The sequence below is a fragment of the Rhodopseudomonas palustris genome, assembly GCF_003031265.1.
GTDB classification, from domain to species: Bacteria; Pseudomonadota; Alphaproteobacteria; order Rhizobiales; family Xanthobacteraceae; genus Rhodopseudomonas; species Rhodopseudomonas palustris_H.
Genome location: NZ_CP019966.1, coordinates 216,220 through 230,443 on the forward strand (window position 1 = coordinate 216,220; position 14,224 = coordinate 230,443).

Here is a 14,224-nt window from a genome sequence, read left to right on the forward strand (position 1 = left end):
AGCGCGTTTGTGTAACAGCGCTACAGCGCAGCCCTCGTGGGGCCCAGAAAGCTGAGGGCAATCCGGCCCTTAAGGCGGAACTGCCGCTTTCTCAGCGGCTTTGCACCAGGAGCGGGCGGAGCAGCGCCTCGACACTGGGCAAAATCCGCTCGACGATAATGTCGACGCCCGCCGCGGTCGGATGAATGCCGTCGGCCTGATTGAGGTTCGACACCGCAGCGACGCCGTCGAGGAAGAACGGATACAGCGGCACGTCGTATTGCTTGGCGAGATCCGGGTAGATCGCGTCGAACTGCGCGGCGTAATCCTTGCCGTAATTCGGCGGCGCCAGCATGCCGGCAAGCAGCACCGGCAGCTTGCGCGCCTTCAGCCGTTTCAGGATCTCTTCGAGCGCCTTGCGCGGGACCTTCGGATCGGTGCCGCGCAGCGCATCGTTGGCGCCAAGCTCGACGATCACCGCATCGGCATCGGGCGGCACCGACCAGTCGAGCCGCTCCAGGCCGCCGCTGGCCGTATCACCCGACACGCCGGCATTCACCATCTCGGTGTCGATGCCCTTGGCTTTGAGCGCCTTTTGCAGCTTGGCCGGAAACGCATCGGCAGCCGGCAGGCCATAGCCGGCGGTCAGCGAGTCCCCGAGCACCACCACCTTCAGCGGCTTTGCGGCGGTCTCGGCCCGCGCACTTTGTCCAGGCAGCGCCGCCATCATTCCAAGTCCCAGGACCAGCGCGATCGTGCGCGCCCACCCCTCGACCGCCACGATTGAATAGCCATATGAGGCAGCCATGGACAGTCTCATTGAACCCTCGTCATTGGCCGGCGGCGCGCCGGACAGCATCGCGATCTCCAACGTCAACCTGTCGCTGGGCAGCGGCGCCGCGCGGGTGCACATCCTCAAGGATATCAGCCTGCGCGTCGGCACCGGCGAGACGATCGGGCTGATCGGCCCGTCCGGCTCCGGCAAGTCCACCCTGCTGATGGTGATGGCCGGGCTGGAGCGGCCCGACAGCGGTCAGGTGGTGGTGGGCGGCACCTCATTCAATGGTTTGGACGAGGACGCGCTGGCCCGCTTCCGCGGCCGCCAGATCGGAATCGTGTTTCAGTCCTTCCATCTGATCCCGACAATGACGGCGCTGGAAAACGTCGCGGTGCCGCTGGAGCTGGCCGGTCAGGCTGGTGCCGCGGATCGCGCGGCCCGCGAGCTCGCCTCGGTCGGTCTCGGCGAACGTCTGCATCATTACCCCTCGCAGCTCTCGGGCGGCGAGCAGCAGCGCGTCGCGCTCGCCCGCGCGCTCGCGCCCGATCCGGCGATCCTGGTGGCCGACGAGCCGACCGGCAATCTCGATGAGACCACCGGCAAGCAGATCGTCGACCTGTTGTTCGCCAAACATGCCGAGCGCGGCATGACGCTGGTGTTGGTCACGCACGATTCCGGGCTGGCGCAACGCTGCGACCGCGTGGTGCGACTGCGCTCTGGCCGGATCGACACCACACAGCCGGGCTCCGCCGCACGCGCACGGTCGGCCTGATCGATGACGGTCCTGACCGAGACGCCGCCCCGCATCCGTTCGTGGTCGCTGCCACTCCGCTACGCGCTTCGCGAGATGCGCGGAGGGTTGAACGGGTTCTACGTCTTCATCGCCTGCATCGCGCTCGGCGTGATGGCGATCGCCGGCGTCGGTTCGGTGGCAGCCAGCCTCGGCGACGGGCTCGCCCGCGAGGGACGCACGCTGCTCGGCGGTGACGCCGCGTTCTCGCTGATCCAGCGCGAAGCGACGCCGAACGAAGTGGCGTTCCTGCGCAGCCGCGGCGATGTCTCGGTCGCCGCCACGATGCGCGGCATGGCACGCACCGACGATGGCCGCTCGGCTCTGGTCGAGCTGAAGGCCGTCGACGGCGCCTATCCGCTGCTCGGCGCACTCAAACTCGAACCGCCGATGCCGGTGGCCGACCTGCTCGCCCGGCGTGACGATGCCTTTGGGGCAGCCGCCGATCCGGCCCTGCTGGCGCGGCTCGATCTGAAGATCGGCGACAAGGTTACGATCGGCAGCGCCACCTTCCAGATCCGCAGCGCAGTGGCGGCCGAGCCGGACAAGCTGTCCGGCAATATCGGCTTCGGTCCGCGCTTCTTGATCAGCGACGACGGCTTGCGCGCGACCCAGTTGCTGCAGCCCGGCAGCCTGGTGCGCTGGACCTACCGGGTCCGGCTGCCGGACAACGGTACGGACGATCGCGCAGCGCAGCGGCTGGTCGATGACACCCGCGCGGCACTGCCGCAGGCCGGCTGGGAAATCCGCACCCGCGGCAACGCCTCGCCGCAGCTCGAACGCACCATTACCCGTTTCACTCAATTCCTGACCCTGGTTGGCCTCGCCGCGTTGGTGGTCGGCGGCGTCGGCGTCGCCAATGCGGTGAAGAGCCATATTGATCGCCGCCGCGACGTGATCGCAACGCTGAAGGCGGTCGGCGCCACCGGGCGCGACGTGTTCGCGATCTATCTCACCCAGGTGATCGTGCTCGCGCTGATCGGGGCGGCGATCGGGCTGGCGCTCGGCGCCGCGATGCCGTTCGCGCTGGTTGGACTGTTCGGGCAGTTACTCCCGCTGCCGGTGGTGGCGGCGCTGCATCCCGGTGAGCTGGCGCTATCGCTGGTCTACGGCCTGCTCACCGCACTGGCGTTCGGATTGTGGCCGCTGGCGCAGGTGCGTGACGTCCCGGTGGCGATGCTATTCCGCGAGGCCGCGACCGCCGACGGCCATCGCCCCCGGCTGAAGCACATCGCCTTGATCGCCGCGGTCGTCGCGGTGCTGCTCGCGGTGGTGATCGGGCTCGCCTACGACAAGCGCGTTGCGCTGGCCGTGATCGGCGCCACCCTGGCGATCTTCGTGCTGCTGCGCGGCGTCGCCGCCGGACTGATGGCGATCGCGCGCCGGCTGCCGCGGTCGCGCATCACTATGCTGCGGCTCGCCGTCGCCAACATTCACCGCCCCGGTGCGCTGACACCATCAGTGGTCCTGTCGCTGGGTCTCGGCCTTGCGGTGCTGGTCACCGTCTCGCAGATCGACGGTAACCTGAGGCGGCAGTTTAGCGCTGCGCTGCCCGAGAAGGCACCGACCTTCTTCTTCATCGACATCCCCTCCAGCGAGACTGATCAATTCGGCACATTCCTGCGCCAGATCGCGCCGAACGCCACGCTGGAAGACGTGCCGATGCTGCGCGGCCGGATCGTCGCCGCGCGCGGCGTTCGCGCCGAAGACCTCAAGCCGGCGCCGGACGCCGAGTGGGTGCTGCAGAGCGATCGCGGCCTGACCTATGCGGCCGATGTCCCGGCCGGTTCCAAGGTGGTCGAGGGACGTTGGTGGCCCAAGGACTATAGCGGACCGCCACTGGTGTCGTTCGACAAGAAGCTGGCGCAGGGACTTGGGCTGTCGATCGGCGACAAGGTCACCGTCAATGTGCTCGGCCGCGAGATCACCGCCACGATCTCGAACCTGCGCAGCATCGACTGGCAGAGCCTCGGGATCAATTTCGTCCTGGTGTTTTCACCGGACACCTTCCGCGGCGCGCCCCACACCCACATCGCCACGCTGACCGAAAGCGGCAGCACGCCGCAGAGCGACGCCGCGGTGATCAAGCAGGTCGCCGACCGGTTTCCGGTGGTGACCTCGGTGCGGGTGCGCGAAGCGCTGGAGACGGTCGGCGGCGTGGTGTCGAACCTGGTGCTGGCGGTGCGCGGCGCCAGCGCGGTGACGCTGATCTCCGCCATCCTGGTGCTGGGCGGCGCGCTCGCTGCCGGCCATCGCCACCGGGTCTATGACGCGGTGATCCTGAAGACGCTGGGCGCCACCCGGGGACGGCTGATCGGCGCCTTTGCGCTCGAATATGCGCTGATTGGTCTCGCCACCGCGGCGTTCGCCGTGCTGGCGGGCTCGGTCGCCGCGTGGCTGATTGTCACACGATTAATGACGCTGAGTTTCGCCTGGCAGGCCGGCTCGGCGGCCGGCGTGGTGGTGGCCGCTCTGGTGGTCACGGTCGGCCTCGGACTGATCGGCACGTGGCTGGCGCTCAACCAGAAACCAGCTTCCGTTTTGCGAAATTTATAGTATGCAGCGCCGGCGGAACGGGCGGCGCGGCGCGCTGGCGCACCGCTCTGGCGGGTCCTGTTACGACTGGGAAATGGCCATTTTCGACCAAGGTCGGACGCCGATTTCTTTACCCTTCAGAGCGGAGCGACATTCAGCCGCGCATTAAAGCTTGCCCCGTCCGTGTTAGTTTCCCACATATCAGCATGGGTCGGACGGCTCGATGAACAGACGTTAATTTTGGGTCCTGACTGGGATCTTGGCTCAACTTTAAGCGCACATTCTTCGCCACCGTCCGGATAAATTAGTACTGGCTTTCGCCACCCTTCGCGACCGGCCAGACCAACTCGGGATCTCGACCATGTCGGACTTGGACCGCAACTACACTTCTCCCTTCGGCCGGGCCGCCGGACGCGTCGAAACCGCGACCGTCGACGCCGGGCTGCGCGCCTACATGCTGCGCATCTACAACTACATGACGATCGGCCTGGCCATCACCGGCCTGGCGGCGCTCGGCGTCTATATGGGCGCCGTGACCACGGACGCCGGCGCGGCTGCCGCGCGGGTCGGCAACACCATGCTGACCTCGTTCGGCGTGGCGATGTTCGTCAGCCCGCTGAAGTGGGTCTTCATCCTCGCCCCGCTGGCGATGGTGTTTGTCATCTCCTTCGGCATCAACCGCCTGAAGCCGGCGACCGCACAGCTTCTGTTCTGGGCGTTCTCGGCGTTGATGGGCATCTCGCTGTCGTCGATCTTCCTGGTCTACACCCACACCTCGATCGTCCGGGTGTTCTTCATCACCGCGGCCGCGTTCGGTGCGCTGAGCCTTTACGGCTACACCACCAAGCGTGACATGACCGGGATGGGTTCGTTCCTGATCATGGGCCTGTTCGGCGTCGTGATCGCCAGCCTGGTGAACCTGTTCGTCGCCTCGTCGATGCTGCAGTTCATCGTCTCGGTGGTGGGCGTGCTGGTGTTCGCCGGCCTGACCGCCTGGGACACCCAGCGCCTGAAGAACGACTACATCTACGGCTACGGCTCGATGGGCGGCGACGTCGCCGAGCGGGCTGCCATTACCGGCGCTCTGTCGCTCTACCTGAACTTCATCAACCTGTTCACGCTGCTGCTTCAGCTGCTCGGACAGAAGGAATAACGGTCTCCTCCCAGACCTGACAGCTCGAAGCCCCGGCCCAGCGCCGGGGCTTTTGTTTTGACGGACCGGGACCGCCGGGAGCAGCAGGACGCTTCGCATGTCAGATGTCATCGCCGGGCTCGACCCGGCGATCCATCCTGCTGCAGGCAGCCTCCTGCAAGCCAGCCAAGCGTCATGGCGAAGAGGATGGATACGCGGGTCAAGCCCGCGTATGACGCTGAGATTGGCGATCCGCTCCGAGTCCGAATTTCACATGTCCGACCTCGTCATCCGCCCGGCGATCACCGCCGACCTGCCGGCCATCACCGCAATCTATGAGCAGGCGGTGCGGTTCGGCACCGCGACCTTCGAGCTGAGCCCGCCCGACCTTACCGAGATGACGCGGCGGTTCAGCACTCTGACCGAAGCCGGCTTTCCGTATCTGGTCGCGGAGGCGGACGGGGCGATTGCCGGCTACGCCTATGCGGGCCCCTACCGGCCGCGGCCGGCCTATCGGTTCACGGTCGAGAACTCGATCTATCTCGATCCGGCGGCCCACCGCCGCGGCATCGGCAGCGCGCTGCTGCGTGACCTGATCACCGCATGCACCGAGCGCGGCTTCCGCCAGATGATCGCGGTGATCGGCGATTCCGCCAACGCCGCCTCGATCGCCCTCCACCGCAAAGGCGGCTTCGTGCCGATCGGCACCCATACCGACGTCGGCTTCAAGTTCGGTCGCTGGCTGGACTCGGTGCTGATGCAGCGGACGCTGGGGGACGGCGGGCAGACGGTGCCCGAAGCAGAAGCGCTGCCGAACAGCCCATAATGCCGTAACCCTCCGAAAAGCGGAGGGCCCAGTATTCGAGAGAGTTGACGCTGATCACTGGCGCTCTGGGATACTGGGTCGCCGGACAAGCCGAGCGATGACGCGGGGGGCCACCGAGACGCTTCGCCCCGGCTCCGCCGCAGCTCAGGTCAGACCAGCGCCAGCTTGCGGTCGATCACCAGCAGCACACGTTCGAGTTCATGGCCGCGGCGCAGGATCTGGCCGGAAGCGCCGATGACGCAATACGCGCCCTGTTTGCGGGCGAGCCGCGGATCCTTGACGATGCGATAGATCGGGACTTCCGAGGCGCGGCGGAAGATCGAGAACACCGCAGTGTCTTTCAGGAAGTCGATGGCGTAATCGCGCCACTCGCCGGCCGCGACCATCCGGCCATAGAGATTGAGGATGCGATTGAGCTCCAGGCGGTTGAAAGTAACCAGTCCCTGCAGCGGTGCGGTGCCTGGGCGCTCCGCTGCGCGGCTCTCGCTGGGGTCAGCCTCCCCGGAAATCATATCCATCGGCGCCTCCTGTCACGACGCTGACATGATTGCGCCGCCGGCGACGGGCCGCAAGGGGACCGAAAGCAGCAGGCGCCGAAACAGCGCCCTTGCGCACGCGGCTCACGCCTTCGTTAGCCGAATTCTTATTGCCGCCCGATTTTCGCCCAGCGCCCGCCAAGCCCGCTTGCAATAACACTATCACTGCGTTGGCCCGGTCCCTTCGGCTTCGGATTCCTCAGCCCCCAGCCCCCCGAAGCAGTCGGGATCGGGCCTGTACGCAGAACCTCGATCCCCCTCCTGGGCCGACGCAAGTTGGTCCTTTTTTGTTTTGAGGGGCCGGCTTGCTCCCAGTCGGGAAGCGCGCAGCCAAGCGCGCAAAGCAGCTCTGGCTATTTCCGCCAGATCGCACCCGGCAGACGATCAGTTCAGCGACGTGAACGCGGCCCCGAGCATCGCGCCGGGCTTCTCACGGCTGCCGTTCTGCACGTAGACCGCCGCCGCATCGACGCCGTCACCGACGACGTTCTCAAGCGGCACCGTCCAGTGCTCCGCCGCGCCGGTCCAATCGCCGACCTTCAGCAGATTGCGCACCACGTTGTGGTAGGTGACGTGCCGGCCGCGGTTCTCGCCGCGCCCGATCTCGATCGGGATCGCTTTGGACACCGCGCAGATCCAGACTTCGCCGCTCTTGGTCGTCTCGCCCTGGGGCGCCGCGGCGACCGAGACCTTGATCTCTTTGCCTTCGACCGCCACCGAGACCGGCACGGTCATCACCCCGGCGGTCTTGTCGGTGGTCTTGATCGCGCCCTCGATGCCGGCGCGGTTGCTGCCGACAAGGTGCGCCGACCCATTGACGATCACCTGCGGGGTGAACACGTCCCGATCGCCTCGCACTTGCGAGTAAGCTTTCTGGCGAGCGGTAAAACGGGAGTCGGCCAGGGTGTCCTTCCAGCCGAGATAGTCCCAATAGTCGATCGGCAGGCTGAGGGCGATCACCGACGGATCGCGGGCGAGTTCGCCGATGATTTTGTCCGCCGGCGGACAGGACGAGCAGCCTTGCGAGGTGAACAGCTCGACCACGGCGCGGGGCTCGGCGGCAGCAAGATCGGCCGTCGCGATCGTCACGCACAGGCCGAGTGCGCCGGACCACCGCGAAAATCCACCAACACCATTCATCGTCGTTTGCCGAACCGCCTTTGCCGAATGCTTCGGGACGGCGGCGCGCCGCCATCCATCGAGGAGCCTTAAAACGAAAAGGCGGCCATTTGCATAGGCCGCCTTCCGTTCACCTGCCACTCACTTCGCAGTGAGGCATTCTGCGCCTATCGACGAAGATCGCGGCTGTTAGGCCGCGAGCTTGCGCAGCACGTAGTGCAGAATACCGCCGTTGCGGTAGTAATCGAGTTCGTCGAGCGTATCGATGCGGCACAGCAGCGGCACGCGCTTGCGCTTGCCCTCGGCCGAGGTGATCTCGGCTTCCAGCATCTGCCGCGGCTTCAGGTCGCCTTCGAGGCCGCGGATCGTGACCTTCTCGTCGCCCTTGAGGCCGAGCGAGGCCCACGAGGTGCCCTCTTCGAAGGTCAGCGGCAGCACGCCCATGCCGACCAGGTTCGAGCGATGGATGCGCTCGAAGCTCTGGCAGATCACGGCGCGAACGCCGAGCAGACGGGTGCCCTTCGCGGCCCAGTCGCGCGACGAACCGTTGCCGTATTCGGCACCGGCGAACACCACCAGCGGCACCTTCTCTTCCTGGTACTTCATGGCGGCGTCGTAGATCGACATCTGCTCGCCGTCCGGCCAGTGCTTGGTCAGGCCGCCTTCCGGAATGTTGCCGTCGGCGCCCTTCAGCATGTGGTTCTTGATGCGGATGTTGGCGAAGGTACCGCGCATCATCACTTCGTGGTTGCCGCGGCGGGTGCCGTACTGATTGAAGTCGGCCGGGCGCACCTGACGCTCGGTCAGGTACTTACCGGCCGGCGACGTCAGCTTGATCGAACCGGCCGGCGAGATGTGGTCAGTGGTGATCTTGTCGCCGAACAGCGCCAGGACGCGGGCGTCGACAATGTCGGTGATCGGCTCCGGCTGCTTGGTCATGCCTTCAAAGTACGGCGGGTTCTGCACGTAGGTCGACGACATGTTCCACTTGTAGGTCTCGGACTCGACCGTCTTGATCTTGCGCCAGTTGGTGTCGCCCTTGAACACGTCGGCGTAGCGCGCCTTGAAGATCTTGGAGGTCACGTACTTCTTGACGAAGGCGTTGATCTCCTTGGTGCTCGGCCAGATGTCCTTCAGGTACACCGGCTTGCCGTCCTTACCGGTGCCGATCGGATCGACCGCGAGGTTCTTGGTCACCGAGCCGGCGAGCGCGTAGGCGACCACCAGCGGCGGCGAGGCTAGGTAGTTGGCCTGCACGTCCGGCGAGACGCGGCCTTCGAAGTTGCGGTTGCCCGACAGCACCGCGGCGGCGACGATGCCGTTGTCGTTGATCGACTTCGAGATTTCTTCCGGCAGCGGGCCGGAGTTGCCGATGCAGGTGGTGCAGCCGAAGCCGACGAGGTTGAAGCCGACCTTGTCGAGATCCTTCTGCAGACCCGAATTCGCCAGATACTCGGCGACGACCTGCGAGCCCGGGGCCAGCGAGGTCTTCACCCACGGCGCCGCCTTGAGGCCCTTGGCCGCGGCGTTACGCGCCAACAGACCGGCGCCGATCAGCACGCTCGGGTTCGAGGTGTTGGTGCACGAGGTGATCGCCGCGATCACCACGTCGCCGTGGCCGAGATCGAAGTTGCGGCCTTCCACCTTGTAGCGGGCGCCGTCGAGCGCCTTCTTGTACTCGTTGGCCATCGCGGTGGCGAAGCCTTCCGAGACCGACGACAGCGCGATGCGGCCTTCGGGGCGCTTCGGGCCGGCCATCGACGGCTCGACGGTGGCGAGGTCCAGCGTCAGCGTCACGGTGAACACCGGGTCCGGCGACTTGGAGGTGCGGAACAGGCCCTGCGCCTTGCTGTACTTCTCGACCAGCGCGACCCGCGCCGAGGCACGGCCCGAGGTCTTCAAGTAATCGATGGTTTCGCCGTCGACCGGGAAGAAGCCGCAGGTCGCGCCGTATTCCGGCGCCATGTTGGCGATCGTGGCCTTGTCGGCGACCGAGAGGTTGTCGAGGCCCGGGCCGAAGAATTCGACGAACTTGCCGACCACGCCCTGCTTACGCAGCATCTGGGTGACGGTGAGCACCAGGTCGGTGGCGGTGACGCCTTCCTTGAGCGCGCCCTTGAGCTTGAAGCCGACCACTTCCGGCAGCAGCATCGACAGCGGCTGGCCGAGCATCGCAGCTTCCGCCTCGATGCCGCCGACGCCCCAGCCGAGCACGGCGAGACCGTTGACCATGGTGGTGTGCGAGTCGGTACCGACCAGCGTGTCCGGATAGGCGACTTCGAAGGTGCCGGTCTTGCGGCCGATCGTCATCTTCTCCTTCTTGGTCCAGACCGTCTGCGCCAAGTACTCGAGATTGACCTGGTGGCAGATGCCGGTGCCGGGCGGCACCACCGAGAAGTTCGAGAACGCCTTCTGGCCCCACTTCAGGAACTCGTAGCGCTCCTGGTTCTGCTTGTACTCCTCGGCGACGTTCTTCTTGAAAGCCTGGTTGTTACCGAAGAAGTTGACGATCACCGAGTGGTCGATGACGAGGTCGACCGGCACCAGCGGATTGATCTTCTCAGCATCACCACCGAGCTTCTGCATCGCGTTGCGCATCGCCGCCAGATCGACAACCGCCGGCACGCCGGTGAAGTCCTGCATCAGCACGCGCGCCGGGCGGAATGCGATCTCGTGCTCCAGCGCCTTCTTCCGCATCCACTTGGCGACCGCCATGATGTCCGCCTTCTTGACGGTGCGGTCGTCCTCGTTGCGCAGCAGGTTTTCCAGCAGCACCTTCATCGAGTAGGGCAGACGGGAAATCCCCTTCAGGCCGTTCTTCTCGGCGGTGGGCAGGCTGTAATAGACGTAAGACTTGCTGCCGACCTTGAGGATCTTCCGGCATTTGAAGCTGTCGAGCGAGGTCATGTAAGGCGGGTCCCAGATTATCGTTTTCGATTGGGCGAGCTTGTATGCTGGCTCCGGAGGGGCAGGCCGTCCGGCTTGCAGGCGCCGATCGTGTGCTGCATCAAGTTCCGGCTTATAGAACCTTTCCAATTGCGCCGCCAGTTCGACAATGACAGGCGAGCGCATCGATTTGTGAGCAGGCCGTTCCGATCCCGGAGCGGAACAGGTTGGGATGCATGCGGCTGTCGGGGCGCGACTTACGGTGTGTACGAGGTGGCCGCGAGGTATTCGCCGGACTGGCCTTCGAGGCGAGCGGCGGCGAGGCGCTGGCGCTGATCGGACATAATGGCGCCGGTAAGACGTCGCTGCTGCGGCTGATCGCCGGGCTGCTGACACCTGAGGGTGGAACCATCACGATCGACGGCGGGGAACCAGATACGCCGGTCGCCGAACAGGCGCACTATCTCGGCCACCGCGACGCGCTCAAGCCGTCGCTCAGCGTCGCTGAAAATCTCGGCTTCTGGCGCGACTTTCTCGGCGGCGAGCGCACCGATCTGAGCGCCGCCATCACGGCGGTCGGGCTCGGCCACGCCGCCGAACTGCCGGCGGCGTATCTGTCGGCCGGCCAGCGCCGGCGGCTCTCGATCGCCCGCCTGCTGGTGGTGCGGCGGCCGATCTGGCTGCTGGACGAGCCAACCTCGGCGCTCGACGTCAAAGGTCAGGAGCTGTTCGTTGGCCTGATGCAGGATCACCTCGCCCGCAGCGGCATCATCGTCGCAGCCACCCACGCGCCGCTCGGCATTCCGGTGCGCGAGCAGCGGATCGGAGCCGCGACATGACCGCGCTCGGCGCCATCATTCGCCGCGATATCAAGATCGCACTCCGCGTCGGCGGCGGGGCGCTGATCGGCGTATTATTCTTCCTCACTGTGGTGGTGCTGATGCCGTTCGCGGTCGGCCCCGACCTTGCGCTTTTGAAGCGGCTCGGGCCGGCGATCCTGTGGCTCGGCGCGCTGCTCGCCAGCCTGCTGACACTCGACCGGCTGTTCACCGCCGACGCCGAGGACGGCTCGCTCGACCTGATCGTGATGAGCCGGACCCCGCTGGAGCTGACCTGCGCCGCCAAGGCGCTGGCGCATTGGCTGGCGGCCGGCCTGCCGCTGATCGTGGCAACCCCGGTGCTGGGCCTGCTGCTCAACCTCGACGGCAGCGCCTCGCTCGCCGTGATGGCGACGCTGCTGGCCGGTACCCCAGCGCTGACCTTCACCGGCATGATCGGCGCCGCGCTGGCGGTGACGCTGCGCCGCGGCGGCCTATTGCTGGCCGTGTTGGTGCTGCCGCTGTCGATCCCGGTGCTGATCTTCGGCGTTTCCGCCTCGCAGGCGGCGATCGTCGGCCCGGTGTCGTTCGGCACGCCGTTCTCGATCCTGTGCGCGATCTCGCTGCTCAGCCTGGTGATCGGCCCGTTCGCCGCCGCCGCCAGCCTGCGCCAGGGGCTGGATTAGGGCGAATCACCGCCGATCAACTCCTTCGGAAGTCGCCGCCGACCTGCGTCACGTCATTGCCTGTGCGGGTCCCGGCCATTATCAGGAACGTCATGAAGCTGACCGAACTCGCCAATCCGACCCGGTTCCTGACGCTCGCGGGGCGCTTGCTGCCCTGGCTGGCGGCCGCGACCGCATTGGCGCTGGCGGCGGGGCTGACCCAGGGCATGCTGGCGCCCGACGACTACCAGCAGGGCGCCACCGTCAAGATCATGTTCGTGCACGTGCCGAACGCCTGGCTGGCGATGTTCGTCTGGGGGGTGATGAGCGTCGCCTCGCTCGGCACGCTGGTGTGGCGGCATCCGCTCGCCGACGTCGCGGCCAAGACCGCGGCGCCGATCGGCGCGGCCTTCACATTCCTGGCGCTGGTCACCGGCTCGCTGTGGGGCCGGCCGATGTGGGGCACCTATTGGGAATGGGACGCCCGGCTGACCTCGATGTTGGTGCTGTTTCTGATGTATCTCGGCTTGATCGCGCTGTGGCGCGCGGTCGAGGACCCGTCCCGCGCCGCCCGCGCCGCCGCCGTGCTGACCCTAGTCGGTGCCATCAACCTGCCGATCATCAAGTTCTCGGTCGATTGGTGGAATACGTTGCACCAGCCGGCCTCGGTGGTGCGGATGGGCGGCTCGACGCTCGACAAGGCGTTCCTGGTCCCGCTGCTGGTCACCGCGATCGGGTTTTCGCTGCTGTTTCTGACGCTGCATCTGGCGGCGATGCGGAACGAGATCCTGCGCCGGCGGGTGCGCTCGCTGCAGATGATGCAGGCCAGCCGGGCCGAGGCAGCGTGATGTTCGGGAAATACGCGGACTTCATCGTCTCGTCCTACGCCGCGACCGCGATCGTGGTGCTGCTGCTGATTGGCTGGGTGGTGCTGGACTATCGCAAGCAGAAGGCGCGGCTGCGCGATCTCGAGGCTCGCGGCGCCGTCCGCCGCTCCGGCCGCAGCGCCACCGATGACTAACAACCCACGGATCATCATGAGCGACACCTTCGATCCCGCCTCGCCGAAGCGCCGCTCCTGGCTGGTGGTGCTGCCGGCGCTGCTGTTCGCCGGGCTGGCGGTGTTGTTCTGGTTTCGGCTCGGCGACAGCGACGTGTCGCGGATCCCCTCGGCCCTGATCGGCCGGCCGGCGCCGCAGACCCCGCTGCCGCCGCTGGAGGGCTTGAGCCGTGACGGCAACCAGGTCGCGGGTCTCGATCCGGCGATGTTCAAAGGCAAGGTCAGCGTCGTCAACGTCTGGGCATCGTGGTGCGTACCTTGCCATGACGAAGCGCCGCTGCTGATGACGTTGGCGCAGGACACCCGCATTCAACTCGTCGGGATCGACTACAAGGACAAGCCCGACAATGCCCGCCGCTTCCTCGGCCGGTACGGCAATCCGTTCGCGGCCGTCGGCGTCGATGCCTCCGGGCGTGCCGCGATCGAATGGGGGGTGTACGGCGTGCCGGAGACCTTCGTGATCGGGCGCGACGGCAAGATCGCCTACAAGCTGGTCGGGCCGATCACCCCGGACAACATCGAGAAGGTGCTGAAGCCGGAAATCAGCAAGGCGCTGGCGGCGCCGCAGAGCTGACCGACCTGTTAGCACTGCTAAAAAAGCCCTCGAAAATAAATCGGACCGTTTATCGGCCGTTCATCGCGCCGCCATTGCGGCGCCATGAATCCCGGATGAGCTTCGGGCGTTACTAACAACGTCCTTTGGAGGGACATCCGATGGGTACCTCGACTTTCCGTCGTCTCACGCTCGCCCCGCTCGCCGCTGCCGTCGCGCTGGGCTTGCTCGTCTCCGCACCCGCGATGGCGCAGGCACCACAGCCGGCCACGCCGCCGACCGCCAAATCCGACAAGATGGCCCCTCCGCCGAAAGCCGAAACCAAGGCGGCTGCACCGGCGAAGTCGGAGAAGGTCGAGCTGCTCGATATCAACTCGGCGACCGCCGAACAGCTCGACGCGCTCCCCGGCGTCGGCAAGGCTTACTCCGCCGCGATCATCAAGGGCCGGCCCTACAAGGGCAAGGACGAGCTGGTGCAGAAGAAGATCGTGCCGCAGAAGACCTACGACGGCATCAAGGACAAGATCATCGCCAAGCAGAAATAATC

General features: G+C 66.3%; 14 protein-coding genes. 10 read left to right on the plus strand and 4 right to left on the minus strand.

Annotated features, from left to right (window positions below; translation table 11 throughout):
- Positions 1–91: 91 nt before the first annotated feature.
- Positions 92–787 carry an arylesterase gene (locus RPPS3_RS00995; RefSeq protein ID WP_234820057.1) on the minus strand — a complete coding sequence of 232 codons (696 nt, stop codon included), beginning with the start codon at positions 785–787 and terminating at the stop codon, positions 92–94.
- Here RPPS3_RS00995 and RPPS3_RS01000 point away from each other — a divergent pair.
- From RPPS3_RS01000 to RPPS3_RS01015, 4 genes are all read left to right on the plus strand, one after another.
- Positions 786–1,529, plus strand: a complete 744-nt coding sequence (locus RPPS3_RS01000; RefSeq protein WP_107342447.1) for an ABC transporter ATP-binding protein — start codon at positions 786–788, stop codon at positions 1,527–1,529. The two genes, RPPS3_RS00995 and RPPS3_RS01000, sit on opposite strands and share 2 nt — an antisense overlap.
- Before the next feature lie 3 nt (positions 1,530–1,532).
- Positions 1,533–4,103, plus strand: a complete 2,571-nt coding sequence (locus RPPS3_RS01005) for an ABC transporter permease (protein ID WP_107342448.1) — start codon at positions 1,533–1,535, stop codon at positions 4,101–4,103.
- Between the two features lie 340 nt (positions 4,104–4,443).
- On the plus strand, positions 4,444–5,235 hold the full coding sequence (locus RPPS3_RS01010) for a Bax inhibitor-1/YccA family protein (protein WP_011155766.1): 792 nt from the start codon (positions 4,444–4,446) through the stop codon (positions 5,233–5,235).
- 253 nt (positions 5,236–5,488) lie between these two features.
- A complete protein-coding gene (locus tag RPPS3_RS01015; protein WP_107346373.1) occupies positions 5,489–6,040 on the plus strand; it encodes a GNAT family N-acetyltransferase in 552 nt (183 codons plus the stop codon).
- 149 nt (positions 6,041–6,189) lie between these two features.
- Here RPPS3_RS01015 and RPPS3_RS01020 read toward each other — a convergent pair whose 3' ends face one another.
- From RPPS3_RS01020 to acnA, 3 genes are all read right to left on the minus strand, one after another.
- Positions 6,190–6,558 carry a DUF2794 domain-containing protein gene (locus tag RPPS3_RS01020; protein WP_107342449.1) on the minus strand — a complete coding sequence of 123 codons (369 nt, stop codon included), beginning with the start codon at positions 6,556–6,558 and terminating at the stop codon, positions 6,190–6,192.
- Positions 6,559–6,960: 402 nt separating this feature from the next.
- Complete coding sequence (locus RPPS3_RS01025) at positions 6,961–7,716, minus strand: DUF1223 domain-containing protein (RefSeq protein WP_107342450.1); 756 nt, start codon at positions 7,714–7,716, stop codon at positions 6,961–6,963.
- A 168-nt stretch (positions 7,717–7,884) separates the two neighbouring features.
- Positions 7,885–10,602, minus strand: a complete 2,718-nt coding sequence (gene acnA / locus RPPS3_RS01030; RefSeq protein WP_107342451.1) for an aconitate hydratase AcnA — start codon at positions 10,600–10,602, stop codon at positions 7,885–7,887.
- Positions 10,603–10,817: 215 nt separating this feature from the next.
- Between acnA and ccmA the strand changes: the two genes are divergently transcribed.
- From ccmA to RPPS3_RS01060, 6 genes are all read left to right on the plus strand, one after another.
- A complete protein-coding gene (ccmA, locus tag RPPS3_RS01035; protein ID WP_107342452.1) occupies positions 10,818–11,420 on the plus strand; it encodes a heme ABC exporter ATP-binding protein CcmA in 603 nt (200 codons plus the stop codon).
- Complete coding sequence (ccmB, locus tag RPPS3_RS01040) at positions 11,417–12,085, plus strand: heme exporter protein CcmB (RefSeq protein WP_107342453.1); 669 nt, start codon at positions 11,417–11,419, stop codon at positions 12,083–12,085. The genes ccmA and ccmB overlap by 4 nt, the downstream gene beginning before the upstream one ends.
- Positions 12,086–12,177: 92 nt before the next feature.
- Positions 12,178–12,912, plus strand: a complete 735-nt coding sequence (locus RPPS3_RS01045; protein ID WP_107342454.1) for a heme ABC transporter permease — start codon at positions 12,178–12,180, stop codon at positions 12,910–12,912.
- Complete coding sequence (gene ccmD, locus RPPS3_RS01050; protein WP_107342455.1) at positions 12,912–13,085, plus strand: heme exporter protein CcmD; 174 nt, start codon at positions 12,912–12,914, stop codon at positions 13,083–13,085. Before RPPS3_RS01045 ends, ccmD begins: the two co-directional genes overlap by 1 nt.
- Before the next feature lie 16 nt (positions 13,086–13,101).
- Positions 13,102–13,698 carry a DsbE family thiol:disulfide interchange protein gene (locus RPPS3_RS01055; RefSeq protein WP_107342456.1) on the plus strand — a complete coding sequence of 199 codons (597 nt, stop codon included), beginning with the start codon at positions 13,102–13,104 and terminating at the stop codon, positions 13,696–13,698.
- Between the two features lie 140 nt (positions 13,699–13,838).
- Positions 13,839–14,222 (plus strand): ComEA family DNA-binding protein, encoded by a 384-nt coding sequence (locus RPPS3_RS01060; RefSeq protein ID WP_107342457.1) that lies wholly within the window; start codon positions 13,839–13,841, stop codon positions 14,220–14,222.
- Positions 14,223–14,224 lie beyond the last annotated feature (2 nt).

Coding starts and splice junctions, on each gene's coding strand:
- RPPS3_RS01010 (WP_011155766.1), top strand. CDS start 4,444: ATGTCGGACTTGGACCGCAACTACACTTCTCCCTTCGGCCGGGCCGCC.
- ccmA (WP_107342452.1), top strand. CDS start 10,818: ATGCGGCTGTCGGGGCGCGACTTACGGTGTGTACGAGGTGGCCGCGAG.
- RPPS3_RS01020 (WP_107342449.1), bottom strand. CDS start 6,558: ATGGATATGATTTCCGGGGAGGCTGACCCCAGCGAGAGCCGCGCAGCG.
- ccmB (WP_107342453.1), top strand. CDS start 11,417: ATGACCGCGCTCGGCGCCATCATTCGCCGCGATATCAAGATCGCACTC.
- RPPS3_RS01025 (WP_107342450.1), bottom strand. CDS start 7,716: ATGAATGGTGTTGGTGGATTTTCGCGGTGGTCCGGCGCACTCGGCCTG.
- RPPS3_RS01015 (WP_107346373.1), top strand. CDS start 5,489: ATGTCCGACCTCGTCATCCGCCCGGCGATCACCGCCGACCTGCCGGCC.
- RPPS3_RS00995 (WP_234820057.1), bottom strand. CDS start 787: ATGGCTGCCTCATATGGCTATTCAATCGTGGCGGTCGAGGGGTGGGCG.
- RPPS3_RS01060 (WP_107342457.1), top strand. CDS start 13,839: ATGGGTACCTCGACTTTCCGTCGTCTCACGCTCGCCCCGCTCGCCGCT.
- acnA (WP_107342451.1), bottom strand. CDS start 10,602: ATGACCTCGCTCGACAGCTTCAAATGCCGGAAGATCCTCAAGGTCGGC.
- RPPS3_RS01000 (WP_107342447.1), top strand. CDS start 786: ATGGACAGTCTCATTGAACCCTCGTCATTGGCCGGCGGCGCGCCGGAC.
- RPPS3_RS01045 (WP_107342454.1), top strand. CDS start 12,178: ATGAAGCTGACCGAACTCGCCAATCCGACCCGGTTCCTGACGCTCGCG.
- RPPS3_RS01055 (WP_107342456.1), top strand. CDS start 13,102: ATGAGCGACACCTTCGATCCCGCCTCGCCGAAGCGCCGCTCCTGGCTG.
- RPPS3_RS01005 (WP_107342448.1), top strand. CDS start 1,533: ATGACGGTCCTGACCGAGACGCCGCCCCGCATCCGTTCGTGGTCGCTG.
- ccmD (WP_107342455.1), top strand. CDS start 12,912: ATGTTCGGGAAATACGCGGACTTCATCGTCTCGTCCTACGCCGCGACC.